Here is a 25,343-nt window from a genome sequence, read left to right as displayed (position 1 = left end):
TTAGAGTCCTGATAGATACACCCAAAGTGGTGTGGTAAGTGCGCTAAAAAATATGCCCATAACGATACTTGCTACGGCGATTTTGTTGTTTAGCTCTGCGCGGGCGATTACCGCTGCGGAGCTGATAAGAGGTGGCATAGATGATTCTAGTAGTGCCATTTTGTGATTGCTGTTGATATTTACGCCAAATATATGTAGCGAGCATAGATATATCGCAGGAATCACTAGCATAGAAACCACTAGGATTATCCCCGCTTTTTTCCACTCTAGCCGCACATCGCCAAAGCTTAGCTGCACCCCTATGGCAAATAGTGCCACAGGCGTAGCACACGCCGCTAGCGCATATATCGGCGCGAAAATCTCTTGGGGCAAGCTAAAGGGAAGTGCCTTTAGCGCAAATCCACTTAGCATAGCTAGAAAAAGAGGGTTTTGAAAAAGGCGTATCCCCACAGAGCGCACACTAAAGACACCTTTGCCACTTAGGCTCATAATGATAGGGGTAAGTATGGCTAGAGGTAGTCCCGTGCAAAATTGGTCAAAGAGTATCGCATTGTGCGCAGCTTCGCTCCCTAGCGCACCCTCCACCATAGGCACACCTAGAAACAGGGTATTGTGCAAGCAAGTCAAAAATGACATAGTAATCGCCACTTCCCTGCCAAACCGCAAAACATACAAAGCCAAACACAGCACCAAAACAGCTCCCAAAATAGAGCAAGCAAGCGCACCAAAAAGGCTTAGCATAAGCTCTACATCAAGCCTAGAGTGATATACGCCCTTAAATATCGCGCTTGGCAGGGAGAAATTTAGCAAAAATCCCAGCAAGATATTGCCCTGACGATTCCCTAGCATTCTCGCTCGCTTGGCGAAGTATCCAAGCGCGATAAAAAGCAAAACACTATAAATTGCTACAAGCATATTTCACCTCTTAAATGCTAAAATCTATTTGTGGCTTTTGTGTGCAAAATTTGGTGCGTTTGATTTGATTTCGCACTATTTTTGCAATGTCATTTAGCTTTTTTATCATTTTACTCACTTGCAAATCTACTCACTTGCTCTAGTTATATCCGCGTTTAGTGCGTTTAGCTTGGATTCTAGTGATTCATATCCTCTATCAAGGTGGTAGATTCTATGCACGCGGGTTTCGCCTTTGGCGACAAGTCCTGCAAGCACAAGCGCACTAGAAGCACGCAAATCTGTCGCCATCACATCTGCCCCCACAAGATTTGTCTTTCCCTTTACCAAAGCAGTATTGCCTTTTAGGCGGATATTTGCCCCTAGTCGCTTTAGCTCGCTTATGTGCATAAAGCGATTTTCAAACAGCCTCTCCTCTATCGAGCTTGTGCCACTGCACTGCGTAGCTAGTGCCATAAATTGTGCCTGCATATCAGTAGGAAATGCAGGAAATTCAGCCGTAGTTACCTCAAAGCTACTCATTTGCCTAGCAGGTAAAATGCTGATTTTATCCCCCTCACATTCTATGCCAAAGCCGATTTCTTTTAGTTTGTCAAGCACAGCTTGGAGATGAGCTTGATTTGCCTTTGCTATGCTTATATGACTATTGGTAATCGCCCCCGCACAAAGATAAGTCCCCGCTTCGATTCTATCGGGGATAACGCTAAATGGCTCTAGCTCCAAAGCCTCCCCATCTACACCCCTCACTTCTAGCACATCGCTTCCTATGCCATCTATCTCCACGCCCGCGCTTGCTAGCACTTCGCAGAGCTGGACTACCTCTGGTTCTCTAGCGGCGTTTATGATTTGGGTTTTGCCCTTAGCAAGTGCTGCTGCCATAAGCACATTTTCACAGCCTGTAACGGTGATTTTATCAAACACGATTTTTGCACCCTTTAGTCCTTTTTTGGCATTTGCGATGATATACCCACCACTTAAATTTATCTCCGCGCCCATTTTTTGCATAGCTAGTATATGCAAATCCACAGGTCTAGCCCCTATCGCACAGCCCCCGGGCAGGCTCACCTCACACATTCTCATACGCGCTAGCAATGGTCCTAGCACAAGGATAGAAGCACGCATCTTGCGCACAATGTCATAAATCGCTTTTGTGTGGATAATGTGATGGGCATCGATTTTTAAGCAATGAGAATCCTGCCACTCCATATTGCACCCTAAATGCTCCAAAAGTTTGGCAAGTGTCTTTACATCTGCGACATTTGGGATGTTATCTATGATGACTTCGTTTTTGGCTAGCAGGGTAGCGCATAGTAGCGGTAGAGCGGCGTTTTTTGCACCTGATATGGCGACTTCGCCTTTTAGCGCGGAGGCAGGATTTTCTATGCCTTGTATCTTTAGATAGTCCATTTTGCTCCTTTTTGGGATTTTTATAAGTTTTGCAAGCGTTGTAGAATTAGCAGTGCTACGATATAAGGCTTTCATATTTATGAGGCTTGAATTAGATTTTGTAAAAACTGCGGGTTTTAAAAATGTGAATTTTTTGAAATTGTAAATCTTAAAAATTGCAAGCCATAAAATTGTATGTAAATTTTCTTTTAGATTCTATTTACAATCCTTTATTTATGTCCCTATTTATGAAATCTTATCTATAAATTCTTACCAAAACCACCGCTCAAATCTACTCAAAATCCCCTATCTTTAGTGGCTCGCCTCTTTTCAAATCACGCGTAGCTTTTGCACCCAAAATCTTAGGCAAATATCTTGGTGGCAGTCCATCACTAGGGCGGATAGAGCGGATATTTTGCGTATTTAGAACCCCTCCCTTTGCTATATCTTCACAGACAAATAGTGAGCGAGCAAAGGGGCTTTTTGACTTATAATTTATGATTTCATCTTGGCTTATGGTGTGGCTTTTGGGATTGTTTTTGGTTTTTGCTCCCTTTGTAGTGCTGGCAAAATCACTATATTTTATAGATTTTGCAAAAACATTATCCGTATTTGCAAAATCCTGCTTAGCCAAAGACCCACCCATAGCCACGCTAACTGCCCTCACACGATTTGCCATAGTGGCAAACTCCACTTCCTCCATACTGAAATGTGAGTCGACTCCACCCAAAGAGCGCGAGATAATGAAGTGCTTTTCTATCATACTCGCACCTAGACTTGCTGCAAGTATCGCACACAAATCCGCACACCCCCTATCGCCCTCATTTAAGCCGATAGTGTGGTCGCTAAGCCCATATTTTACGCCATATCTAGCAAGATTTGGCATAGCAAGGATATTTGCATCTTCTAGCTTGGCTGGATACTCACTTATGCAGTGAAGTAGCGTAATGTCGCTATTTCCCGCCCTCTCGCACGCCTCTAGCGCGTCTACTATGAGCTCGTGAGTGGCTATGCCTGTGGATATGATGATAGGCTTGCGCGTGCTAGCCACAAGCGAGATGAGGGCAATATCAGTGATTTCAAAACTAGCGATTTTATACATTGGACACTCTAGCTTCTCTAGTAGCTCCACCCCGCGTGCGCAAAAAGGCGAGCTAAATATCCCTATGCCCATAGCACGAGCGTGCGCAAAAAGCTCCTCGTGCCACTCAAAAGGCGTATACGCCTGCTTGTATAGCTCATATAGCGTCTGCCCATCCCACGCCGTGCCACTATCTATGCGAAAGTAGGGCGCACTAGAATCTATGGTAAGAGAATCTGGCGTGTAAGTTTGTAGCTTGACAAAGTCCGCACCCGCTCTTTTGGCTGATTCTATGGTTTTTAGGGCTAGGGCTAGATTTTGATTATGATTTGCTGAAATCTCTGCAACTAGCAGGGGTGGCTTTAGCACTTGATTTGCTTGGTTTGCAGAGCAAGCGGAATTAGTGGGATTAGCGTGGCTAGTAGAGCGATTTTGTGTGGTTTGTGTGATATGTGGCATTTGCTAGATTCCTTCTAAAAACCAAGTGGCGAGATTTTGCTATAAAGCAGTGCATTGTGATAAAACTCATTTCGGTAGATGAAGTCTACTAGCTTACCGCCGTATTTATAGCCGTTTTTTTCATAAAATCTTATCGCTTTTGCGTTTGACTCTAGCACTTCTAGGTGCAAGGAATGCAAGCAAAACTCGCTAAATGCTATATGCTCTAGTGTCGCCAAAATCTCCGCACCCACAGAAATTCCTACAAAACTATCGCTAGAAGTGCCACTAGAGTTACTCGCAGAATCGCCAATAGCGTGGCTAGAAAGCCCTGTGCAAGTAGATTTCGCTAACACTTTTGCCTGCGCACAAGCGTCCAAAAACGGATTTTTATAGATTCCTATGTAGGCGTTTTTGTGCGTGAGATTGATACGAGAGAGAGAAGCCACACCCAAAATCTCGCCCCCTTTTTTTAGTAGCCAATAAGCGGATTTTTGGTTGTTTTTTAGTCCCTTTATGAAGTCTGTATGCCCCTGCTTGCTGATATGACTAGAATACATATACTGCGCGACTTGCGCGTGATTGCGCATTTGCAAGACATAGAGAGAATCTTTTTTGTCCATAAGAGTAAAGTCTAGGGCGTAAATCTCATTATAAAAAAAGTTTTTTGCCATTTGGCTACCACCTCGTTATCTTGGCTATTTGTAGGCTTTGATTATGCTTGTATTTTGTAGGTTTTTGTGATTTGGCTTTGTTTGGCTATGTGATTTTGTGCGTGAATTAAGCATAGCTTTTTTGCACTTTTAGATTCCAAATTATAGCCAAAGCATTATCACAAGTGGATAAAAGATTGTCAAATCTAGCAGAGCAAATAGAAGCGATATGGCAAGGTAAAATGTAGCAAGGCAATCACGCGCTATCGCTTGTCATATCCAATAACACTAACTTTTCGTTACCACCTCCAATCGCTTCCCCCAAAATCTCCACTCACTACCAAAAACCCCCTCCATTGTAAAATCCCTAAAAATCACGGCTTTTAAAAATTTTTATATTTTTTGCCAAAAAATGTCAAAAATCTTATAGATTTAAGCATTTTTTAATAAGGGGGGGGGGTAAAATCAAACCCTACTTTTGCCCCCTTAAATGACTTATCCAAAGAGTTTAGATTTTTTTAGATTTGTCTTTGGGTGGGCTTAAGATTCTACTCACAAAGGAAAAAGATGAAACAAAGTAAAATCATAGTCGCAAGTGTCGCGCTTGCTTTAGGCAATGTCGCTTTTGCTGAGCAAAGCGGTGTATTTCTAGGAGCTGAAGTGGGATATGGTGGAGCTAGTGTGGAGTATAAAACCTCTTATAGCGAACAAAATCTAACCACAGGACAGATTCAAGGTGGCAGACCATATACCCTCAAATACAGCGGAGGAGGAGTGAAATACGGGATTGTAGCTGGCTATAAGCAATTTTTTACCCCTTATCTTGGATTGCGCTACTATGCGAGCTTAAGTGCTATGCACGCCTCGCTTAGCACGACAAGGAGTGGCGTATCTGCGCAATGGAAAAATGTAAGCGCTACGATGATAAACTACGGCGTAAATGTGGATTTTCTAGGGAATTTCATCGCACAAGAAAGCCTAGATTTTGGTGGGTTTGTAGGGCTTGGGATTGGCGGGACAAGCTGGGTAGGAAAATCCATAAATGACTACCAAAAACTTATTGATAGTTATCAGCAGGGCTGGAGCTTAAGCAAAAATGGCTTTGATGTCGCGCTAAATGTGGGCTTGCGAGCAAATATCGCCAAAAATCACGGCGTAGAGATAGTCGCACGCGTGCCATTTCTAGCTACGAAGCTGTTTGATAAAACATACCAAGAGCGATTCAATGGTGGTGGAGATACATACTTATCGACTTCGAGCGAAAAAACCAGCATACACCACCCATATAGCATAACTGCTCGCTATACTTTTAGCTTTTAGTGGATTTTGTTCGTTGATTTGGTAGCTTTCTGTTTTTGCAATTTTTGTGATTTTGTGCGTTGGCTTTTTAGTGATTTGACATTTTTAGTGATTTTGGGGGGATTGTGCTTGCTTAGTTTGTGCTAAATGAGCGCAAAATATAGCAATGCAGATTCCGCGCTTAAGCGCAATCGCTATTACGCACACAAACATTGCAGGACAAAAGCAACATAAATTAGATTTTAATCAAATTTTGCTAGTGTTGATTCTACTTCGCATAGCTTCGCTAGCAAGATTTTGTGCTTAATTGCATCGCCTTGCAAATCATCACTCGCGCGTTTTTGTCCGCATTTTTATTAAGATTTATCAAAGCACAAACTACCCAACTTTGTATGCGCCTAGTTTTTGCAATTCTTTAAAATCGCGTTGTAGTGTTTTGGTGCTTACGCCAAGCTCTTTTGCTAGTTCGCCTAGTCGTGCGCCATTCGCACTTTTTAGTCGCTCATAAAGGAGATTGATTCGCGTAGTGCGGGGAGAGTTCATAGCACAGATTCCTTTATTTAAATATTTTCTTTAAAGAATTTAAAAAGTCTTTGATAAATTTCCTCGCCTCGTTTTTCAATATCCTCTTTTAGCCAATCATCTTTGGGATAGTTTGCTAAATCTTGCGCCTCCAATAAATTCGATTTTTTATACTTTTCTTTTTTTCTACCAAAATAACCATTTCCTGCTTGTATATTTATCTTTTCCTCAAGCCACATTTTATTGCCAATATGTTCTAAAAACTCTTTGGCATCTTGTCTATCCCAACCATTGTAATTTGTATTCTGCCATTTTTGCGGAAAAATATGCTCTATATGCACGCCACGAATGATTTCGTGTTGTTCATATTTTAAATAATTATACAAACACAAAAGAGACGGAATAAGTTTAGTAGCCCTAAAAAATTGTTGTTTGAACAAACTTTCATTTTCCAAAATTTGTTTTGTATTTGTATCAAAATCTAACACACCATTTTTATAAAGAGAGACATATCCGCTAAAAATAAGTGGTTTGACAACAGAAATAGTTGGCTTATCAATGAATTTTACCATTATGTTGGCGGTAATTTTGGACATATAAGTTTCTAATACTTCACTATGCTTCAATTTATTATCTCTGCAATATAAAAATAAAGCGGAATCTAAATATTTCCAATAGTCATTAGGGAATTCGCCAAGAATATCCCAAAACTGATGATGTTTTAGCGTGTAATTATCATCATAACTGCCACTCCAATATTCGCTTAATTCCTTAATATCCTCCATAGTTTCAGGTTTAGCCAAAATCCCTTTATATTTCTGCATAAAGAAAGGTCGCAAACCAATAACATTATCCTTTTCACCGTTTTTAGCACGAATAATGTGCATATATTGTTGAAACAAAAATTGTATGTCTGATTTAAATTCAATTTCTTTCCAATTATCTATAAATTCCTTTCTTTCATCTTGAGATTTTTTATTTTTTATAATTTCTCCTTTAAATATATCTGCATCAGAAAGTGGAATACCTCTATTATTAAGAGTGTTAAAAATCCTTAAAGCACTATCAAATCTATCGTCTTCATTTTTACCTTGACATTCCATAGGTAATACAAAACATTTATGCAATACGGCTAAACAAAAATCCTCCCAAAGTTTTGGATTATTTTTTGCAAATTCATTGGATTTTTGAATAAAAAATAAATAATTTTTTTCGTAATTTGATTTAGAATTTTTTATCGTTTTTTCAAAATCTTTTTCATCACATAAAACATATTTTCTGCTTAAAATGGAGTGTAGCATTTCATCATCAGCTTCATTGATAACTTCGCTTTCTAGTCGAAATTTAGAATAATCCACCTCACCGCTTTTTTTGTCTGGATTCCACAAGCAAGATTCTAAATCCGAGACTAATTGCTTAATATCGCCTTTTTGATGAACTGCTTTGTCATATAAAGCGCAAATAAACAAATTTAGCGTTGTTGTCCTTTGTTGTCCATCTATAATATTTAACTTGCCATTGCTGTCATACAAAACGATAGAACCTAGAAAATATTTTATATCGTCATCATCTTTATCCTTGTTTTCCATAAAAAAGGTTTCTATGTCATTCCATAGCTCATCACACTCGTCTTCGCCCCAAGTATAAGGTCTTTGATACATAGGTATCAAAAATTTACTTTTTGACAAATACTCTAATACGCTTTTTTCTTGTGCATCTATTTTTTGCGCCATTTTTTTACTCCTTAAATTTAATATAAGTTCAAATTATATCAAACCAAACTTAATCATTTTCCGCCACTTCCCGTAGCTTCCCTAGCACCTTTACCATTGCCAAAGTGTCAAGTTTGCAGTATGCCAAAAGCGCGCGCCGATATGCCCAGCGATTTGCCCTATCCATAGCCTTTAGCGCGGGGAACGCCTCCATAGCCTCCCCGCCATTATGCACTAGCTCTAAATCCTTATACGCCTGCTCCATTTCTGGCATAAGCGCGGGTAGCACTGCCTTTATCGAGTAGCTCCCGCGCATAGCGGGGTGGTAGTAGGCTTTTTGCGCAAAAGGCGTCATCAAGTCCGCCGTATTTTCACAAAAATGCTCCAAAATCTCCGCATACTGCGGGAAAGTCAAAGCTAACCTTTTCATCACGCCCTTTTCAAAACTCGCATTATACGCCAAAATAAACGCACCTCGCGGAATGTCTCGCACAAGCGACTCCACAAGCACGACTCTAGGGTCGCCCTGCGAGTCCGCCAAAAACTCTCTATGCTCGATACTTTCATCGCCTCCGCCATAATCGATATGCAACGAATACTGAAAGGGCACTTGCATATACGGACACTGCGAGTCAAAGCTAGGCACGGCTTCTTGGAATGTCTCAAAGTCCAAATGATACACGGGATAGCGGAGCGTGGCTAGAAACGCTTGAATCGCGGGTTTGTCGATATGTGTGGCGTTATCTAGCGCACATTGTATTTGCAAGATTTGCGATGCGCTAAACGCGCTAAAGTCCTTAATGTCGCTAAAACGCGCAATGCCACTATGATAGAGCGCGAATTTGGTGCGCCAATCAAGGCGCGAAATCTCAAAAATGCTATTTTCATCTGCCACGCCACTCCAGCAAACGCCCTTAAAATCGCACTCATAAGGGCAATCACACTGCGTGCCTATCGCTATGTTTGGCGCGTTTGTGCTGTCTTCTAGAATCTTCTCAAATTCACACAGATTTTGCTCTACCTCGCTTTGCTTCTCAAGCACGGCTTGCAGGCAATCGATTTTAGCAAATAGCTTTTCCACTTCAAGCACACCTTTGCGTGTGTATGTGCTATCGATATGCACGAGATTTGCACCGATGACTTTATGCCCCGCGCCACTTAGCACGAAATACTGCACCGCCAAATCATCGATATGCACGCTCTTTAGTCCCGTGCTAGATTTGACTTCGTTTATGATAAGCCCGTCCGCCGTGATTTGCAAAATATCCACCATTACTAGAACGCCGTTGTGCGAAAAAGTTGCTTCGGCAATGGAGTGCGCACCGCTTTTCACAAGCTCTTTTGTCCTAGCGATTTTCGCGCTAAAGTCCCCCTCGCTAAAGGCGATTTTTTCTTTGCAATCAAATAATTTTAGGGCAAGCTCGCCCACTTCATTGCCCGCTTGAAATCGCGCTAGTTGGGAGGGCGTGGGCTCATCTAGCAGTTCGCGCTTGTATTTATACAGCCAAAGTCGCTTGTGGCACTGCACGCCACGCAGGTATTGGGACTTGGAGAGGTGCAAGGAGTGGGGTTTGGTGGTTGGCATTTGGCTTGTGGGTTTTGTGGGTTTTGTTGTGTCCTTTATTGTGTGGGCTTGATTTGATTGGCTTAGATTTTTGTTTGTGATTGTTGCGTGGGTTTGCTTGTCGTGGTTACTTTTATCTATCACGGTTGCGCGTGCCTTTGCATTGTGTGTCTTACTTGCTGTGGTGTTTTCTACTTGTTTGGTTGCGCTGTGAGTGTGTATTGTGCGTGGCATTTGCTCTCCTTTGTTTTTGTGAGAGACATTATACCGAGCAAAACGGACATTTGATTGTCCGCTAAAATTTTTGTGTGCTTTTTTGGTGGCATTGCAGATGGACATTTGATTGTCCGTTTTTGTCTATTTTTGTCAAAATCCCGCGTGCGCTGATAGATTTTGCTTGTGAATAAAGTCGCAAATTTATTATCCTATCAAACTCAAAACTGCGCTATAATCGCGCTTATGAAAAAACTTGAGAGAATCCTAAACAACCTAGAGAAAGTTATATCTGCCTTTGGGCTTGCCCTGCTTGGTATGATTTCATATCTCTTTGTCAATGCCGAAAACCTCACGCTTACCAAACTTGTGATTTTGTGGGTCGGTATGGTGCTTGCTTGCGCTGTGATAGCCGTGCTATGCCTATGGTATAACAAATACCTAAATCAACTAAAGGAGGACTAATGGTAACCTTTTCACTATGGTTTTGCCTTGCAATGTTTGCGATTATGTCTGCTATCATTGTCAAAACATTCGCGTTCCCCACAGGAATGCCAAAGCCAAAAGACACCGATTCTAAAAAAGCTGATTTTTAGTGGGTTTTGGCTGATTTCTTAAGGCTGATTGTTTTGGGGTGGTTGATTTTCGCACTCAAAGCAATTTTTACGCGATTTTTTCGCACTTAAAGCGATTTTGCACTTCAAAGCCTTGCCTTTAAATTCTATACTTCAAGTCCCGCTTACACAAACCCACTAAGCCTATCAAGCTGTGCCCCAAAATCACTCCTAAAAGCCCCGCTACTATGCACTTCCTCGATGATTTCCCCGCACTCCATTATGTAGATTTTCTCACAAAACTTCCTCGCAAGCCTCGCACTATGTGTGATAAGCAACACACCTAGCCCCTCCTCCTCTTGCAGCTCTTTTAGAAGTGCGAGTATCTCGCCCTCCACGCGCTCATCTAGGCTAGAAGTGCTCTCATCAAGTATGATGTATTTGGGACGCGCTAGCAGCGCACGCGCTAGGCAAAATCTCGCCGCCTGCCCGCCAGAAAGCATAGCAGGATAAGCCTCTAGCAGTCCCTCATCTAGCCCTAGACGCGCTAGCAAAGGCAAAATCCGCGATTCTTGTGCCTGCCTATCTTGCAAGCCTAGCAAGTAGCGCAGTGGCACGCATAGCGACTCGCGCAATTTTAGGCGCGGATTTAGCGAGCCTATCGGGTCTTGGAAAAGGATTTGCACTTGCTTATAAAACTCCCTACGCTGTGCGAGGTTTGAGAGGTTAATCGCGTTGCTTTGCTCGCTTTTATCGGCGTTATTTGTGCTCGCGTTTATCGGGCTAAAAATCTTTGCCAGCAGATTTTTAGGATTTTCTATCCACGCATTTTTTACGCTCGCATTTTCCAGCCCTGTGTTTTTCCGCCCTGTGTTTTTTGTCCGCGCAAATCGAGGCTTTGTGTGCCAAATCTCTTTGCCATTGAGATACACCCCACCGCGCAAATCCGCGCTAAATTCTCCACCTAGTCCCGCGCAACAATCCGCACTCAAACCCCCGCTAAACTCCTTGCCAAAATTCTGTCTAAACTCACGGGCAACCCCACCAAAATCTGCTTTAAATTCTGAATCTTCATTATGCAGACCGTGAGTTTTGGCTTCACACTTCGCACTAGATTTTGCAGATTTCGCGCTGTCATTTTTAGGCGTATTTGGCATAAAATCCACGCCCTCTAGCCCGCTTAAAATCTTTGCTAGCGTGCTTTTGCCCGAGCCACTTTTGCCTAGCAGTGCCACACGCTCCCTCTCCCCCACGCGCAAAGACACGGAGGACAGCACGCGCTTTTCTCTCTTGCCAAAGAGTGTGTAGCGCGAAAAAGATTTGCTTACATTATGCGCGATGAGTGCGTTTTGCTTGTTATCACAGGATTTTACCCACCCCCTAACCCCCTCCGCAAGGGAGGGGGAAGAGTGTAGCCCCCGCACAGAGGGGCTAGAATGCGTGTTATTTCCGTCCCCTTTATTTCCATTAGCAGTTTCGCTCTCCTTGTTTCCGCTATTGCAACAAATAATTTCGTCATATTGAGTGTTAGTGAAATATCTCTTATTTTTGGCTTCCAAAAAATCCGTGCCGTGTTTGCTTTCTAAAGAATCTTCGCTTTCCAAAGAGGCTTCACTAGATTTGCTTTTTTGAGATACTTCGGCTAAAGCCTCAGTATGACAAGAGATTGTGTTTTTTTGCAAATTCTGCCCACCATCCCCCGCCACAATCGAAGTATGTGAGGTGTTGCTTTGGTAAATCGCTTCGCCTTGCGAATGAGGCGCACTTAAGTGTGCGCCGCAGTGAAGCGGGGCGGAGGGATTTGCCAAATGGATACCCGCAGACAAATTGCCCCCACTCCCACACATTCTCCCCCGCTCAATCCTACACACCCTATCGCTCATAAACTCTACTACTTTCTTATCGTGGCTTATCAGCAGCACGCCTAGTCCTCGCGCTTTTTGCAGCCTCTTTAGTAGTTCCAAAATCCTCCTCTCCACCACCATATCCAAGTCCGTAGTCGCCTCATCAGCGATGATATATCGCGCCCCGCTAAGTAGCGAGATAGCTATCATCGCCCTTTGCAGCATTCCCCCGCTTAGCTCGTGCGGATAGTGGAAAAGTGCGCTACTCTCTAGCCCCACCTCGCGCAGGGCAGACTCCACCTCATCGCTCACATACTCCCTGCCTAGCGCGTTTAGGCTCTCTTTTATGTGGGATTTTAGGCTTAGAAGCGGATTGAAGCAAGTGCGCGGATTTTGCAAGATACTTGAGTAGAGCTTCCCGCGCCCCTGCGCTATCTCGCGCTCATTTAGCACACGCCCATCTAGTAGCACCTCGCCACTTATGCGCCTAAGGTTTCGCGCTATGATTCCTTGCAGGGCGAGCGCACTTAGGGATTTGCCAGAACCGCTAGCACCAATAAGCGCGGTAGTCTGCCCCGCGACTATCTCAAACCCCACACCCTCTAGCAAAATCCTATCGCCATTTGCTATGCAGAGATTGCGCAACTCTAGGCTTTTGGGCGAATTTGCACCCTTAGTCGCACTCTCACTTCGCACCGCGCAGTTATTAGATTTTCTCATTTTGATTCCCACACATTCACATCAAAGTAATCCCTCAAGCTATCACCCAGCACATTGCACACCGCCACGCACACAAAGAGTGCTAGCCCGGGATAGAGCAGCAGCTCGGCATTGCTCCACATATACTCCTTGCCCTCGCTTAGCATTACGCCCCATTCTGCCTGCGGTGCTTGCACGCCAAGCCCTAGAAAGGACAGCCCCGCGATATGCAGCATAAAATGCCCTATATCCATTGTGGCAAGCACTAGGCATTGGCTCGCTATGGGAGTAAGCATATTTGCCTTGTAGCTTTGCCATTTGCTCGCCCCCTGCACGGCGAAAAGTGCCACAAACTCCTTGCTTTTTAGGCTTAAGCAAAGTGAGTGCACAAGGCGGGCATACCACGCCCAGTGCGTAAGCGCGATGGCGATGATGACATTTGCTAGCCCCACGCCAAGAGCAGCGATAAAAAGCAGGGACAAAACCGCCGTAGGCATAGACAAAAACATATCACACACCCGCATAACCACACTATCTACGCGCCCACCATAGAGCGCGCAAGCCGAGCCGATACCGATGCCAAGTGCTAGCACAAGTGCTAGGATAATCGCCACCGAGCCAAGTGAGAGCCTAGCACCAAAAATAAGCCGCGTATAAATATCCCTCCCCAAATGGTCAGTGCCCAGAATATGCGCACTTGAGGCGGGAGAGAGTATGCTATCCAAATCCATAAAATCAGGCGAATAAGGCGCAAAAAATGGCAAAAACACCGCACCAAGCACGATAACTGCGAGCGCGAAAAACGCGCATTTGCCAAGCAGGCTAAGCCGCTTTACTTTGGTGTGATTTGTTTTTGTCGTGGCTTTAGCTTGCGTTTTGGGGAGCATAGTTTGTGTGGTTTTTGTGGCTTTGGGTGGGATTTTGTCTTGCACGATTTTGCTTTGCGAGGATTTGCGTGGCGTGGGATTTGTGGGCTTATTTTGTGTGGGTGTAGCCTTTTGACTATGTGGGCTGTTGGGACTATCGGGGGGATTTGTGCTTTGTGTGCTAGATTGCGGTGTGTTTGGTTGTATCATTTCTTGCCTTTTATTGCCTTTGTTTGTGCTTTTGGGAGTTTATTTGCCATATTTAGAGCCAAATTTTGCAAAACAAAATCATCATTTTACTATACAAAAATCACAAAATCAAAACACACCACAGCAACGCCTCCGCAAAATCACCCCACAATAAATCACTTTACCTAAGCCACAATACCCCACCACCTCATCTAAGCTCACCCGCCATAACCACACGCAAAAAGCAAACTCTCATAAAGCCAATAAAGCATACAAAATAATGCTATAATGCGCAAAACTTGACAAAAGGGCGCAAAAAATGTTGCAAATAAATCCTAGACTAAGCCCACAAGAAGTCCAAAGTTTTCTTGGTGGCGAGCTGTATTATAATTCAAAAATCCCCGAGCAGCAGCAACAATCTTTCAAAGAACTTATAACAAAGCACTATCTCCCAAAACTAGAGCAAGTCTTGCACAAAGATGAGCCAGACATACTAAAAGACACCCTCATAGATGAGCTTTTTGGCAAACTTAGAGCATTTAAGCTAAGCCATTACCAAAGCGATGAGTTTGAAGCAGGGTATAAGCAAAATTACTTTGGTAGCGTGGCGGGAAGTGTGGATTTTGTGCTTAAAAAAGATGAGAATGTCGCGTGCATACTTGAAGCCAAAAAGCCCAAAAGTAGCGAAATGATAAGCGCAAATAATGCCAACACAACTGCCTTGCACGAGTGCGTTTTGTATTATCTGCGAGAAAAGGAGCGAGCCAAAGAGCTACACAAACGATCTGAAGTGAAATATATCATCATCACAGATTTTTATGAGTTTTTCTTTTTTGATGAAGCAGAATTTGAAAAATATTTTTATCAAAATGACTATATCAAGGGCTTTTATGAGCGATACAAATCCTTAATCAAAAACGATTTAGACCAAGAATCCCAAAAGCGCAACAAAGATTTTTATGCCGAGCTTAAGCAATATTTTGGTAGCGAGAATTTCAGCGCACAGCTTAAGCCCCTACTACTAAATCTGCAACACCTAAAAGATGATAAATGCAATATTAAGCCCTTTTTCAAAGCATTTGCGCCTGAATTTTTGCTTGATAAATATATCCACAAAAGCGAGATTAACGAAGCGTTTTATAAAGAGTTGCTCTACATTCTTGGCTTAGAAGTAGAAAAAACAAAAGACAACAAAGAAACAAACAAAATTATCCCCAACAATGTAAGTGGCGCGTTGTATGAAAATATCTATGAAAACATACCACACCAAGAGGACAAAACCCAAGAAAACATTATCTCACTTATCATCGTTTGGTTAAATAGAATCCTCTTTCTTAAACTCATCGAGGCAAATCTCATTCGCTTTAGCCCAACCACTTCTGGCAAAGAATCCCGCAAAGCAAACGCTAGGTTTCTAAACACCAAAAACATACAAGATTTTCAAACGCTAGAAAATCTATTTTTCAAGGTATTTGCCAAGCCTCACGATGAGCGCGATAAAGATTCGCCATTTTTTCATCTCCCCTACCTCAACTCATCGCTGTTCAATCCAAGCCAAATAGAGCACAAACTTATCCGCATACAAACCCTAAGCAACGATAAAGAACTCCTCCCCTACAAAGAATACAACAAAAGGCAAAAGCACCAAGTGCAAAATAAAATCCCGCTTTTGCGCTATCTTTTGGACTTTTTGGATAGATATGACTTCGGTAGTGGGGAAGAATACGAAGCCGATACGCTGATAAATGCAAGCGTGCTAGGCAATGTCTTTGAGCGCATAAACGCTTATAAAGACGGGAGTTTTTACACGCCAAGTGCGATTACAAGCTATATGTGTGAGGAAAATCTAGAGCAAGTCATTTTGCGCAAATTTAACGAAGCAAACCCGCAGTGGCAGTGCAAAAATATAGCCGACATAGAGTCTGAAATCACAAGAGAAATGAGGCAAAGTCGCGATAGAGAGAGCATAAAGCAAAAATACAAAGATTTTCTAAAAACCACGCTTATTTGCGACCCTGCGGTGGGAAGCGGGCATTTCCTCGTTTCTGTCCTAAACCAAATGATTAAAATCCACTATGATTTGGGGCTTTTAAGCAATGAGATTTTGAAAAACAAGCTACAAATTATCGGTGATGAGCTCTACTTGAGCGATTTTTCCTACACTAAACCCAAAAGCGAAACTGAGCCAAGCCACAAAATCCAAAAAGAACTTTTTAGCTTAAAAAAAATCCATAATCGAAAACAACCTCTTTGGCGTGGATATAAATCCAAATTCCGTAGAAATCTGCAAATTGCGACTTTGGATTGAATTGCTTAAAAACAGCTACTATCTACTGCCAAATGACAAAGGCTACACAAAAAATCTTGATTCAAGCATTCATCAAATGCAAACCCTGCCAAATATCGACATAAACATAAAGTGTGGCAATAGCCTTATCTCAAACATTGAGCTAAACATCAGCAAAGACAAGCTAGAAGCACAGCTTAAAGACCTGCTTAGCAAAGACAACGCCACACTATTATCAGGCGGTGAGGGACACAAAATAAACGCCCTTGAAATAAAAGCGATTCTAAACGACCTAAAAGTCAAACTCCCCAGAGAAATAGAGAAATACAAAAAAGCGACAAATGCCTACAAAGACGAAAAAGACGATGATTTGAGGGCTTCACTAAAGAGTGAGATAAATTCTGCCAAAGGCTTCATACTCAATCTCTTTGTCAAAACCCACCCGACATATCGAGAATTTAAAAGCATTTTTGCAAGCTATCTAAAGACTTATGGTTATAATGGAGTGGATAACGCAAAAGTGCCAAATGCCAACAAAAAAGAGCTACAAGAATGGATAGAAAAGCTCAATGACTACTTGTTTAAGGCATTTGAGTTTCACAAAACCCTTGATATTCCCAAGCAAGATGACCCGCGCGGATTTGCAGAAAAAGACTTCATCGCCCTAGTAGAGTCTATGAAATCTTATGAAACTATCAAAACACAAGCAAAAGAATACTTTGAATGGCGATTTGAATTCCCCGAAGTATTAGACGCAAATGGCGATTTTATGGGGTTTGACTTAATCATCGGCAATCCGCCTTATGGAAATCTACTTAGCAAGGAGCAAAAAGACTTTTGCAAAAAACAAAAACGCTATCTATACGCCGATACGGGCGATACTTACAAGCTATTTATCGAAAAGGGCTTTACTCTGCTAGCGCAAAATCGCAATCTTGGCTATATTGTGCCAATTACCATAACAAGCAGTAAATCAAACATTGATTTGCATAAAATGCTTTTAGAAAATTGCGAGTTTATAAAAGTAAGTAGCTATGGACATCGCCCTGTTAAAATATTTCCTCACGCCGAGCAAAGAACCTCTATCATAAGTTGCACAAAAACATTTTCAAAGACAAAAAATCTAATGACGACAAAAGTAAATAGGCGATACTCAAACCAATCAATAGAAAATGTTATGAAAGATATGAGTTTTGTAAATTCGCTTGATTTTGTCCAAGACGGAGCGTTTTGCAAAATAGGATTGCCGATTGAAAAAGATATAATGCAAAAAGTTTATGCCCAAAAACAAACGCTTAAGAAACTTATGAGTGGAAAACAAAAGGTGTATTTTAGAAATACAGGCGGTGGATATTACGATTTATACACAAGCTATTCAACGATAAAATCAACTACCGAGTCAAACTTTAGCGCGATAAATTCTAAGGCTATTGTAGCGATTCTTTCAAGCACACTTTTTTATTGGTTTAGAAATGCTTATTCAAACAATAGAGATAGTTATATTTACGAGTTTGAGAGATTCCCTATACCAAAATTTAGCAATGAACAAATCAAGCTATTGGAAAAGCTAGGTAGCAAATACGAAAAAGATATTGAGAAAAACCACGATTATAGCAACGGCGTGAAAACCTACAAAATAAGAAAATCAAAACATATCATAGATGAAATCGATAGGCTCATTTGCCCACTCTATGGCTTAAGCACGGAGGAAATGGAGTTTATCATAAACTACGAGCTAGAATTCCGCACAAATTCCAAAGACTAAAAAACTAAGGCAAATTAAGACTCACAAACCAAAGCATACTATTTTGTCATACTGACACACCACTTCTTGCCATAATTAAGGTTTTTTTATCACTTGACACTCCACCTTGTCATAACGCTTTCCACTTTTGACATACAACACTTTATCTTGTCATACTGAGGGCAAAGCCCGAAGTATCTCAAAGGGCATAGATTTAGTGGATTCTTCGTTTTCTTACGAAAACCAAGAATGACAAAAGCCACATAGAGATTTTTTCGCATTTTTGCGAATGTTCAAAATGACAAAGAAACAACAAGATTATAAAAGCCCAAAAACAGCAAAAACCACCGCCCCCTTACCTCTCCCTAGCAAGTCTTGGGTCTAGTAGCGCGTAGATGATGTCGATAAGTGCGTTGCTTAGCACAAACACCACGCACATAAGCACAAAAAAGCACTCTATCACGGGGTAGTCGTGGTTTGCGATAGCTTGGATAGCATACAGCCCGATACCGGGCAGGGCATAGATATTCTCCACCACGAGTGCCGCGCCTAGCAGCTCGCCTAAGTGCATACCCATAGCCGTGATGATGGGAAGCGAGGCGTTATAAAAAATATGCTTAATAGTGATAACGCCACTAGGAAGCCCGCGAAGCCTCGCATAGAGGATATGTCGCTCTTTAGCCACTTCGAGCATATTTGCCCGCACAAGGCGCGTGTTTATGCAAAGCGACATTAGCGAGATGCTTATCGCAGGGAGGATAAAGCTCCTAGCCCCCTCCTCAAGCCCAAGCGGGGCTAGCCACCCCAAGTGCAAGCTAAAAAAAAGCATAAGCAAAAACGCAAGCCAAAAATTGGGCATAGACACGCCGATGAAGCAAAACGCGCGGATTATGAAATCTAGCGCGGTGTTTGCAAACCTCGCACTTAGGATTCCTAGCACCACCGAGCCAAGACAAACGATACCAAGCCCACACGCGATAAGTGCCGCACTCACGGGCAAAAACTCCGCAAAGTCGCTAGCCACCGCCCGTCCGCTCATATAGCTAGTGCCAAAATCTAGCTTTATCGCGCCCCCTAGCCACGCGGCATACTGCTGCAAAATCGGCTTATCAAGCCCAAACTCCGCACGAAGCTGCGCGATAATCTCTGGCGTGGCAGGAAGCTGGGAGTTTAGCAAGTAGCTCGCCACAGGGTCGCTCCCACAAACGCGCAAAAGCACAAAAATCACAAACGAAGTAACAAGCACGATAGGGATAGTGGAAAGCAGGCGCAGGGCGATATATTTTTTCAAACTTACTCCTTTTGGGCTTCTTTTTTGGACTTCGCGCTATTTGGCTACTTTTTATGCTTTTTTTTGGCGTTGTTTTTTGCGCTATTCTTGCGATATTTTTTCGTGGCAATTTAGCGATTTTGCGTTGTATCCACAAAGCATTTGATAATTCATATCGCTACATTCTAGCGTATTTTTGTCATTGCTTGATATTTGGCTATCTATTTCGCCACAATCCAAAGCATTGCACAATTTTACGCTATAATGCTAGGGAAATTCACATTTTGGAGAGGCAGATGACGCTTATTATCGAAAATGTCAAAGAAGAGTTTTTACCAGCATTTAAGGGGCTTGCAGAAGTGATAAACGCAAGGCTAAGCACGCAAAGTGGCGAGTCTTTGGATATGCCGACAAAAGAAACCATACAAGCATTAGAAAACTCTCACACCGTGCTAAAAACAAGCGATTACAAAGACTTTGAAAAAATGCTAGAAAATGAACAATAGTGCGTGAAATACATTTCCAAAATACCTATCTAAAAGATTTCAAACTTGTAAAAAAGCAAGGCTGGGATTTAGAGAAAATCAAAGAAGTAGTCATCACGCTACAAACCTGTGATATTTTAGAGCCAAAGCTAAAAGACCACGCACTTCTGGGCGAATACAAAGATTTTAGAGAGTGTCATATATTTGGCGATTTAGTCATAGTGTATAAACGAGATAAACAAACATTGACACTTTATAGGATAGGCAGACATCAAGATTTATTCAAAAATTACTAGCTTTTTTAAATAATATTCGCTACTTCCACTCCCCTTTTAGCAAAGCGATGTATTCGGGTTGGTTTGTCTTTAGGACTTGGAAAGATTCTAAAAGGTAGCAAAAGTCCTCAAAGTCTAGCCCATAGAGCTTTGCCACCGCGATGTCTAGTCGCGCTTTTAGCGTGAGGTAGAGCTTATTGGTGCTTGGTATCTCATCATTTTTTATCCCAAACTCACACTTTAGCTCATCAAAGTAGCCCGCCTTGTCATTATAGAGCTGCAAGATAAGCGCACTTCTAGCGATAAAGACATAGCACTCATTAGCCAAAATCTCATCATCGCTAGGCTGTGGGAGTGGCAGTCGCTCCAAGTAAGTCTTATTCACATTCATTTGTATCATCATCCTAGCGATAAAATCCACAACCAAAGCGTTTAAAATCCCTAGCGCAAAGCAAAGCCTTATGTGGCTTATAGGCTTAGTGCAAATCCGTCCTGAATCTAGAACATAAGATTTTGTGATACTGCTCCACGCGCTATTTCCAACCCCAATATTTCTTGGCAAAAGGCTAAAAATCAGTGTCCGCTCATTTGTATCACTCGCAATAGCGCGAGATCCAAGCCGAATATACTCTCTATCATAAGAGATAAGGCTAGATTCAAACGCATCTAACGAATCAAAATCCTCCTCCCTAGATGATGAAATTGTGGCGGAGGGGGTTTGGGGGTGGGTAGAATTTGCGCTGTTTGGATTCTTCGCCTCCTTTGCTCCCTCAGAATGACAATGGGCTGTTTTGTGAGCTTTGCTATCCTCACAATGCTTTGCAAAAAGCGATTTCAAAAGGGCTTTATACTCCTCGCCTTTTATACCCAAATCATCTTTTAGACGCGAGATTTCCTTGCTTTTTAGTCGCTCATCAAAGGAAGTGATTTCCAAAAAATACCGCTTATCGCTGGATTTTTTAGTAGGGTTTTCAAACTCGGCGTTGTATTGATGAATCCTTTTGCCCTCATAGAGTGGGAGATAATGCTTTGCTAAGTTTTTGTCATTCTGAGCGTAGCGCATAGCGTGGAGCGAAGAATCCACAGAGTCCGCGCTATCATTTAGATTTTTCGGTTGCTTTGCAACCTCAAAATGAGATATATACAAATCATCAATATCCGCCTCATCGATAAACAAATTCTCATCCTTTGTCATATGCAATTCATTGCGAAAATCAAGCCACGAAGATTCTAGCGGGGCAAATCGCCCATAGCATTTCCCCAAAATCTCCAAATCCCTTTTATCTCGCACTTCTTGGAGGGCAAGATGAGCAGGGCTTAAGCCCTCTATATCCGCAAGGCTAAGCTCTATGACATTATCGCGCTCATAGATTTCATCAATCTTTGTTTTATAAAACATTGTCTTTATGCGGTGGTTTTGGGGTGGCTTGGCATTTTTTACCTGCATTAGCGCGAATTTGTAGCTACGATGAACGCTATTAAAAATCCCCTCTCTATTTTCAAAAGCATAGAAGTGCGTAAGTGTGCGCTCTTGTAAAATCTCTTTGCGTAAAGTATAGCTTCCCTCTTCTAGCATTAACGCACTTGGCAAGACATAATTAAGCGTGGCATCGTGAGCTAAAAGCCCTAAATTGCGCTCGACAAAGAAGCGGAAAAGATTGCCATCGCCCTTGCCCCTACTTAAGCCAAAGCGCGTTTTGTAGTAGGCATTTATCCTCTCTATGCTTTGCTTTTGTGCTTCATAGTCCTCTCTTATCGTGGGTTTGACAAGCATATTTGCCTCAAACTCGGCTTTTTGTTTGTTGCCTAGTGTGCGGTAGTCGCTTTTGTATTGTGGGAAAAAGTCATTATCGCTAAATTTGGTTTTATCCCACGGGGGATTGCCAACTATGGCTTGGAATCCCTGCAATTCGCCATTTAGCACAATCTCTGGGAACTCGATTTCATAATTAAAAAAGCTAAAATCTTTTGCCTTTTCACGCGTGAAGTCTGCAGCGTCTTTGTAGTCGCCCTTTTGCTCACTTAGGAGATTTTCTAGCTCTATTAGGCTTGCAAACTTTTTGCACTCACTAGGAGTAGCAAAGCGAAATGCGGTGAAAAAGTTTAGATAGAGATTGAGCTTATCTAGCGTGGGGAGAATCTCATCTGTATAAATGCGCTTAGATTGGGTGATTTGCGCCTCTGAAGTGTCCTTTAGGCAGTCTAGCTTGTCAAACACTTCGCTTAAAGCCCCAAAATCTTTCAAAAACTCATTCATAAAAAGCGAGCCTTTGTTTTTGATAGTATCATAATGCGCCCTAAACTCAGCGATAGTGCTACCCACAAGCGCGTTGCCACACTTGATATGATGTTCTATGAAGCTAAGTGGCGTGCCAAAGATAAAGCTATCTATCCAAAGGGAAAGTTTGGTAAGCTCTACTGAAAAGGGATTTATATCCACGCCAAAGATTACGCGCTTTAGCAAAAGTCGCTTCAAAATATCGCTTTCATCGACTTCATAGCCTTTGATATAGTGCGTGGTGTTGGCTTGGATTTCTTGCTTTTCGGCTTCATAGATTTGCTTTAAGTTAGAAAAGGAGTCAAAATCCTTTAATACGATTTGCGTGATTTGATTTAGGGCTTCGATGAGAAAGTGTCCGCTCCCACAGGCATTATCCAAAATCTTAAAGTGCAAAATATTATCATTGTCTAGCTTATGCTTACCGTTCTCATCTTTTAGGCTTTGTGCGACTAAAAAGCTCGTAATGCTTTGAGGCGTATAAAAGCTCGCGCTTGATTTGCGTGAATTGCTCGTGTTTTTGAGATAAATCTGCCCTTTTGCATAGTGCTTTGGCGCACCGATGATTTTAGCTTTGTTTAGTTTCTCTTTCTTTTGCAACTCTGCAAAATCATAGCTATCCACATAGCTTTCGATTTCTTTTTGCACCTCGCCTTTTTTGCCTTTGGCAGAGTATTTCACATACCACAAGTCCTCATCTGCGATGACAAAAAAATACCCTAGCAATCCCTCATAAATCGTGCCCAAATGCGCCACGCTCAAAGATTTATAATCACGCCTAAAAAGCACCTGCCCATCATCAAAATAAAAAAACTTCCCCAAAATCTCTTTTAGACTTTTATCACTAAAAAGCTTTTGGGTGGATAAAAGCGGGGCTTTTGTGCTATCAAAAAGCCCTCCATTAAACACGGGCATATTGTAGTTTGGCTCGCCTTTATCATACATAGCAAAGATTCTGCTTAACTTCACAAAGCCCCTGAAACTTTCCTCTTTGTCCTCTAGATTCCCAATTAGATTGCTTAGGCTAATCTCATCTGTGAAATACTCGTGGCTTTGCAAAATATCGCCAAACTTATCCTCAAAATACGCAATAAAAAGTAAGCGAAAGATAAAATAAAGCGCGTTTTCATAGACTTCTTTAAGCGTGGCATTTGGATTTTTCTCAAAAATCTTTGCGCCGATAAACTCAAAGAGTGAATCTTGCCCATTTATGCCATAGATGATATTTTGCAAATCATCTTCAAGGGTGATTTTTGCTTGGTTATTTTTCTGTAAGATTGTATAAATGGGGGGGGGGGGGCGAAATGAAAGAAGTAGTCTTTATCGCAAACGCAGGGTTTAGAGCAGAGTTTGCCCTTACGCTTGGGGCATATCGCTCGGAGCGGAAAATATAGAAAAAATAATAAAACGCTTCTAAGTCGTTTTGCGCTATTATAGCTTCTAAATTGATTTCATAAAAGACTTTGTTGCTATGAAGTGTGGAGTTGTCATAAAATCGCCACAATCTGCCATTGCTAAGGAATCCAAAATCAAGTTTGAGATTGCTTAAATAGCGCAGGATTTGGTGGTGGGGATTGTCTTTGATTTTGTTGTTGTCAATTTCTACATTATAGGCTTTTGATTCTAAAATCACAGCGATATGCGCATTGCTCCCCTTGCGTGAATCTTTGGGGATAGACTCATAGTCCGCCTTATCTTGTGCCGAAGCAAAAAGCAAAAAATCTGGCTTTTCTAGCTTACCTTGAATGATTTTCTCCTCTTGTCGCACAAAGTGATAGCCTAGTGCGTGGGCGACTTTGGCTATGAAGTCATCTTCAAACTGATGCTCATTTAGATTTGCAAACGATTGCAAGGGAGACTTGTTGGGGTGCTTGGGACAAATCGCGGTGATTTTTTCAAAGGTTTGCCTTGCTTCATCTCTAAACTTCTCATTAAATTCCGCTCTAAAATCCACTTGCAAGCTGTATTGACTAAAAAGATTGTTTTTTAGGAAATAAAAGTCTTGCTTTGTCGCGCTCATTTGCATTGCCTTTTTAGATTTAGATTTAAGGGGATAATTATAATATGTTTTGCGCTAAAGTTCTCTCTTTAAGTTGGATAATTCTAACTAAAGCGTAAAATCTAAAAACATTACCCAAAATCCCTTTCAAGCAAAATCCCCCAAATCCCAAACTTAGCCCCAAAACTTTAAAACCTAACCCCCCAAAAAACCACGCGAATTTTTACTTACTTTTTACTCAAAATCCCTCAAAATGTGTAAGTGTTTAGCGATTTTGGTGTGTGTTTGGAGTTTTTGTGCGATTTTGTGGTATAATCCACTCGTTTTTGGCGGATCCTTTTCCGCCACTTTTCTCAAACTTTTATGTGTTTTCCGCTTCTTTGTAAAACTCCCCTATCAAATCCTCTAAAAGCACTTCAATCTTATCGGTTTGTAGATTTATCACAGCTAGCGAATTTTTCTCACTTTTTATCGAAGCCATTAGTCTTGGCTTATTGTCCTCATTAAGTTTGTAGAGATTTTCAAAGTGAAATGCACGGTTTCGTAGATTGCGCAGGAGGTGCAGTAGCAGGCTTGCTTTGTGATACCGCCTTAGCCTCACGCCGTTTTTGAAACGATTTGCATTCCTCTCATAATACTTTTTAAAATTTAAATTCTCCAAAAAATCATAGCTAAATAACTTGCTGTGGATTTTATGCGCATCGATGACTTTTAGCCAAAATCCTAGACTTTGCGTGGAGATGATTTTGTGCTTTGAGAGGGATTTGTCTATGTGGGATTGTAGCTCGCTTGGCAATCTCTCTAGCCATAGCAAATTAGGCATATTGCCACTCATTATACTATCGATTTTGTTGCGTAGCAAGATTTCAGAGATACCTAGATTTTGACTTATCGCGCCGATAAGCGCGAGATTATCAAAGTGCTGCTTTGGGCTCTCATAGCTTGCAACGCGCTCTTTTGAAAAAAGTCTTTGTGTTTCTTGCAGGCTAAGCGCACTAAAATCTAACATTTTTATCCTTATATTTTTGTGGTTTTCACACCTCTTTGGACTTATCCGCACCTATTCGTGCCAC

Annotated in this window: 20 protein-coding genes; 7 read left to right on the top strand and 13 right to left on the bottom strand. The window is 41.9% G+C overall.

What is annotated here, in order from left to right; translation table 11 throughout:
* The 4 genes from HMPREF2086_RS00605 to pseH all read right to left on the bottom strand — a co-directional run bounded on the left by HMPREF2086_RS00605 (position 1) and on the right by pseH (position 4,491).
* Positions 1-915: an AEC family transporter gene (locus HMPREF2086_RS00605; protein ID WP_023926783.1), complete on the bottom strand. Its 915-nt coding sequence runs from the start codon at positions 913-915 to the stop codon at positions 1-3.
* Positions 916-1,041: 126 nt separating this feature from the next.
* Positions 1,042-2,319, bottom strand: a complete 1,278-nt coding sequence (gene murA, locus HMPREF2086_RS00600) for a UDP-N-acetylglucosamine 1-carboxyvinyltransferase (RefSeq protein WP_023926782.1) — start codon at positions 2,317-2,319, stop codon at positions 1,042-1,044.
* Between the two features lie 271 nt (positions 2,320-2,590).
* Positions 2,591-3,748, bottom strand: coding sequence for a pseudaminic acid synthase (pseI, locus tag HMPREF2086_RS00595; protein ID WP_034560540.1), 1,158 nt, complete (start codon positions 3,746-3,748; stop codon positions 2,591-2,593).
* 104 nt (positions 3,749-3,852) lie between these two features.
* On the bottom strand, positions 3,853-4,491 hold the full coding sequence (gene pseH / locus HMPREF2086_RS00590; protein WP_023926780.1) for a UDP-4-amino-4,6-dideoxy-N-acetyl-beta-L-altrosamine N-acetyltransferase: 639 nt from the start codon (positions 4,489-4,491) through the stop codon (positions 3,853-3,855).
* A gap of 546 nt (positions 4,492-5,037) precedes the next feature.
* On the opposite strand from pseH, the gene HMPREF2086_RS00585 reads away from it, so the two are divergent.
* Positions 5,038-5,790 (top strand): outer membrane beta-barrel protein, encoded by a 753-nt coding sequence (locus tag HMPREF2086_RS00585; protein WP_023926779.1) that lies wholly within the window; start codon positions 5,038-5,040, stop codon positions 5,788-5,790.
* A 357-nt stretch (positions 5,791-6,147) separates the two neighbouring features.
* Here the strand turns inward: HMPREF2086_RS00585 and HMPREF2086_RS11095 are convergent, their stop codons facing one another.
* From HMPREF2086_RS11095 to HMPREF2086_RS00575, 3 genes are read right to left on the bottom strand one after another with little or no spacing between them, the layout of a single operon-like run.
* Complete coding sequence (locus tag HMPREF2086_RS11095) at positions 6,148-6,312, bottom strand: HTH domain-containing protein (RefSeq protein WP_023926778.1); 165 nt, start codon at positions 6,310-6,312, stop codon at positions 6,148-6,150.
* Between the two features lie 17 nt (positions 6,313-6,329).
* Positions 6,330-8,024 carry a DUF262 domain-containing protein gene (locus HMPREF2086_RS00580; RefSeq protein ID WP_023926777.1) on the bottom strand — a complete coding sequence of 565 codons (1,695 nt, stop codon included), beginning with the start codon at positions 8,022-8,024 and terminating at the stop codon, positions 6,330-6,332.
* 49 nt (positions 8,025-8,073) lie between these two features.
* Positions 8,074-9,906 (bottom strand): DUF2779 domain-containing protein, encoded by a 1,833-nt coding sequence (locus HMPREF2086_RS00575; RefSeq protein ID WP_023926776.1) that lies wholly within the window; start codon positions 9,904-9,906, stop codon positions 8,074-8,076.
* 60 nt (positions 9,907-9,966) lie between these two features.
* Here HMPREF2086_RS00575 and HMPREF2086_RS00570 point away from each other — a divergent pair, with 60 nt between their 5' ends.
* Both HMPREF2086_RS00570 and HMPREF2086_RS12240 read left to right on the top strand, forming a co-directional pair.
* Entirely contained in the window at positions 9,967-10,245 is a 279-nt protein-coding gene (locus tag HMPREF2086_RS00570; protein ID WP_034560204.1) for a hypothetical protein, read from the top strand.
* Positions 10,245-10,376 carry a hypothetical protein gene (locus tag HMPREF2086_RS12240; RefSeq protein ID WP_023926774.1) on the top strand — a complete coding sequence of 44 codons (132 nt, stop codon included), beginning with the start codon at positions 10,245-10,247 and terminating at the stop codon, positions 10,374-10,376. Before HMPREF2086_RS00570 ends, HMPREF2086_RS12240 begins: the two co-directional genes overlap by 1 nt.
* A gap of 143 nt (positions 10,377-10,519) precedes the next feature.
* Here HMPREF2086_RS12240 and HMPREF2086_RS10495 read toward each other — a convergent pair whose 3' ends face one another.
* Entirely contained in the window at positions 10,520-12,898 is a 2,379-nt protein-coding gene (locus HMPREF2086_RS10495; protein WP_023926773.1) for an ABC transporter ATP-binding protein, read from the bottom strand.
* Entirely contained in the window at positions 12,895-13,953 is a 1,059-nt protein-coding gene (nikC, locus tag HMPREF2086_RS00560; RefSeq protein WP_023926772.1) for a nickel ABC transporter permease subunit NikC, read from the bottom strand. The genes HMPREF2086_RS10495 and nikC overlap by 4 nt, the downstream gene beginning before the upstream one ends.
* Before the next feature lie 298 nt (positions 13,954-14,251).
* On the opposite strand from nikC, the gene HMPREF2086_RS00550 reads away from it, so the two are divergent.
* Together HMPREF2086_RS00550 and HMPREF2086_RS12485 are read left to right on the top strand one after the other, a co-directional pair.
* The gene (locus HMPREF2086_RS00550) at positions 14,252-16,240 is read left to right on the top strand and encodes a type IIG restriction enzyme/methyltransferase (protein WP_023926771.1); all 1,989 of its coding nucleotides are present in this window, start codon (positions 14,252-14,254) and stop codon (positions 16,238-16,240) included.
* Entirely contained in the window at positions 16,188-17,984 is a 1,797-nt protein-coding gene (locus HMPREF2086_RS12485) for an Eco57I restriction-modification methylase domain-containing protein (RefSeq protein ID WP_051397588.1), read from the top strand. The genes HMPREF2086_RS00550 and HMPREF2086_RS12485 overlap by 53 nt, the downstream gene beginning before the upstream one ends.
* Positions 17,985-18,318: 334 nt before the next feature.
* Here HMPREF2086_RS12485 and HMPREF2086_RS00540 read toward each other — a convergent pair whose 3' ends face one another.
* Entirely contained in the window at positions 18,319-19,254 is a 936-nt protein-coding gene (locus tag HMPREF2086_RS00540; RefSeq protein WP_023926769.1) for an ABC transporter permease subunit, read from the bottom strand.
* A gap of 53 nt (positions 19,255-19,307) precedes the next feature.
* Here HMPREF2086_RS00540 and HMPREF2086_RS00535 point away from each other — a divergent pair, with 53 nt between their 5' ends.
* Positions 19,308-19,739 (top strand): hypothetical protein, encoded by a 432-nt coding sequence (locus tag HMPREF2086_RS00535; protein WP_148374448.1) that lies wholly within the window; start codon positions 19,308-19,310, stop codon positions 19,737-19,739.
* Positions 19,739-20,014 (top strand): type II toxin-antitoxin system RelE/ParE family toxin, encoded by a 276-nt coding sequence (locus HMPREF2086_RS00530; protein WP_023926767.1) that lies wholly within the window; start codon positions 19,739-19,741, stop codon positions 20,012-20,014. Before HMPREF2086_RS00535 ends, HMPREF2086_RS00530 begins: the two co-directional genes overlap by 1 nt.
* 19 nt (positions 20,015-20,033) lie before the next feature.
* On the opposite strand, the gene HMPREF2086_RS00525 is transcribed toward HMPREF2086_RS00530, so the two are convergent.
* The 3 genes from HMPREF2086_RS00525 to HMPREF2086_RS00515 all read right to left on the bottom strand — a co-directional run bounded on the left by HMPREF2086_RS00525 (position 20,034) and on the right by HMPREF2086_RS00515 (position 25,279).
* Positions 20,034-23,504 (bottom strand): Eco57I restriction-modification methylase domain-containing protein, encoded by a 3,471-nt coding sequence (locus tag HMPREF2086_RS00525; RefSeq protein WP_023926766.1) that lies wholly within the window; start codon positions 23,502-23,504, stop codon positions 20,034-20,036.
* A gap of 28 nt (positions 23,505-23,532) precedes the next feature.
* A complete protein-coding gene (locus tag HMPREF2086_RS00520) occupies positions 23,533-24,291 on the bottom strand; it encodes a hypothetical protein (protein WP_023926765.1) in 759 nt (252 codons plus the stop codon).
* 340 nt (positions 24,292-24,631) lie between these two features.
* Entirely contained in the window at positions 24,632-25,279 is a 648-nt protein-coding gene (locus HMPREF2086_RS00515; RefSeq protein WP_023926764.1) for a hypothetical protein, read from the bottom strand.
* Between the last annotated feature and the right edge of the window lie 64 nt (positions 25,280-25,343).

The organism is Helicobacter macacae MIT 99-5501 (assembly GCF_000507845.1).
Taxonomy (GTDB): Bacteria; Campylobacterota; Campylobacteria; order Campylobacterales; family Helicobacteraceae; genus Helicobacter_B; species Helicobacter_B macacae.
Note: the sequence above shows the minus strand (reverse complement) of the source record. Positions and strands in the feature narration are given on the sequence as shown.

Excerpts from the sequence above, each read along its gene's own strand:
- pseH (WP_023926780.1), bottom strand. The coding sequence starts at position 4,491 with ATGGCAAAAAACTTTTTTTATAATGAGATTTACGCCCTAGACTTTACT.
- HMPREF2086_RS00520 (WP_023926765.1), bottom strand. The coding sequence starts at position 24,291 with ATGAGCGCGACAAAGCAAGACTTTTATTTCCTAAAAAACAATCTTTTT.
- HMPREF2086_RS00580 (WP_023926777.1), bottom strand. The coding sequence starts at position 8,024 with ATGGCGCAAAAAATAGATGCACAAGAAAAAAGCGTATTAGAGTATTTG.
- HMPREF2086_RS00535 (WP_148374448.1), top strand. The coding sequence starts at position 19,308 with ATGCTTTTTTTTGGCGTTGTTTTTTGCGCTATTCTTGCGATATTTTTT.
- HMPREF2086_RS11095 (WP_023926778.1), bottom strand. The coding sequence starts at position 6,312 with ATGAACTCTCCCCGCACTACGCGAATCAATCTCCTTTATGAGCGACTA.
- murA (WP_023926782.1), bottom strand. The coding sequence starts at position 2,319 with ATGGACTATCTAAAGATACAAGGCATAGAAAATCCTGCCTCCGCGCTA.
- HMPREF2086_RS00550 (WP_023926771.1), top strand. The coding sequence starts at position 14,252 with ATGTTGCAAATAAATCCTAGACTAAGCCCACAAGAAGTCCAAAGTTTT.
- nikC (WP_023926772.1), bottom strand. The coding sequence starts at position 13,953 with ATGATACAACCAAACACACCGCAATCTAGCACACAAAGCACAAATCCC.
- HMPREF2086_RS00575 (WP_023926776.1), bottom strand. The coding sequence starts at position 9,906 with ATGTCCATCTGCAATGCCACCAAAAAAGCACACAAAAATTTTAGCGGA.
- HMPREF2086_RS00605 (WP_023926783.1), bottom strand. The coding sequence starts at position 915 with ATGCTTGTAGCAATTTATAGTGTTTTGCTTTTTATCGCGCTTGGATAC.
- HMPREF2086_RS00515 (WP_023926764.1), bottom strand. The coding sequence starts at position 25,279 with ATGTTAGATTTTAGTGCGCTTAGCCTGCAAGAAACACAAAGACTTTTT.
- HMPREF2086_RS12240 (WP_023926774.1), top strand. The coding sequence starts at position 10,245 with ATGGTAACCTTTTCACTATGGTTTTGCCTTGCAATGTTTGCGATTATG.
- HMPREF2086_RS00585 (WP_023926779.1), top strand. The coding sequence starts at position 5,038 with ATGAAACAAAGTAAAATCATAGTCGCAAGTGTCGCGCTTGCTTTAGGC.
- HMPREF2086_RS10495 (WP_023926773.1), bottom strand. The coding sequence starts at position 12,898 with ATGAGAAAATCTAATAACTGCGCGGTGCGAAGTGAGAGTGCGACTAAG.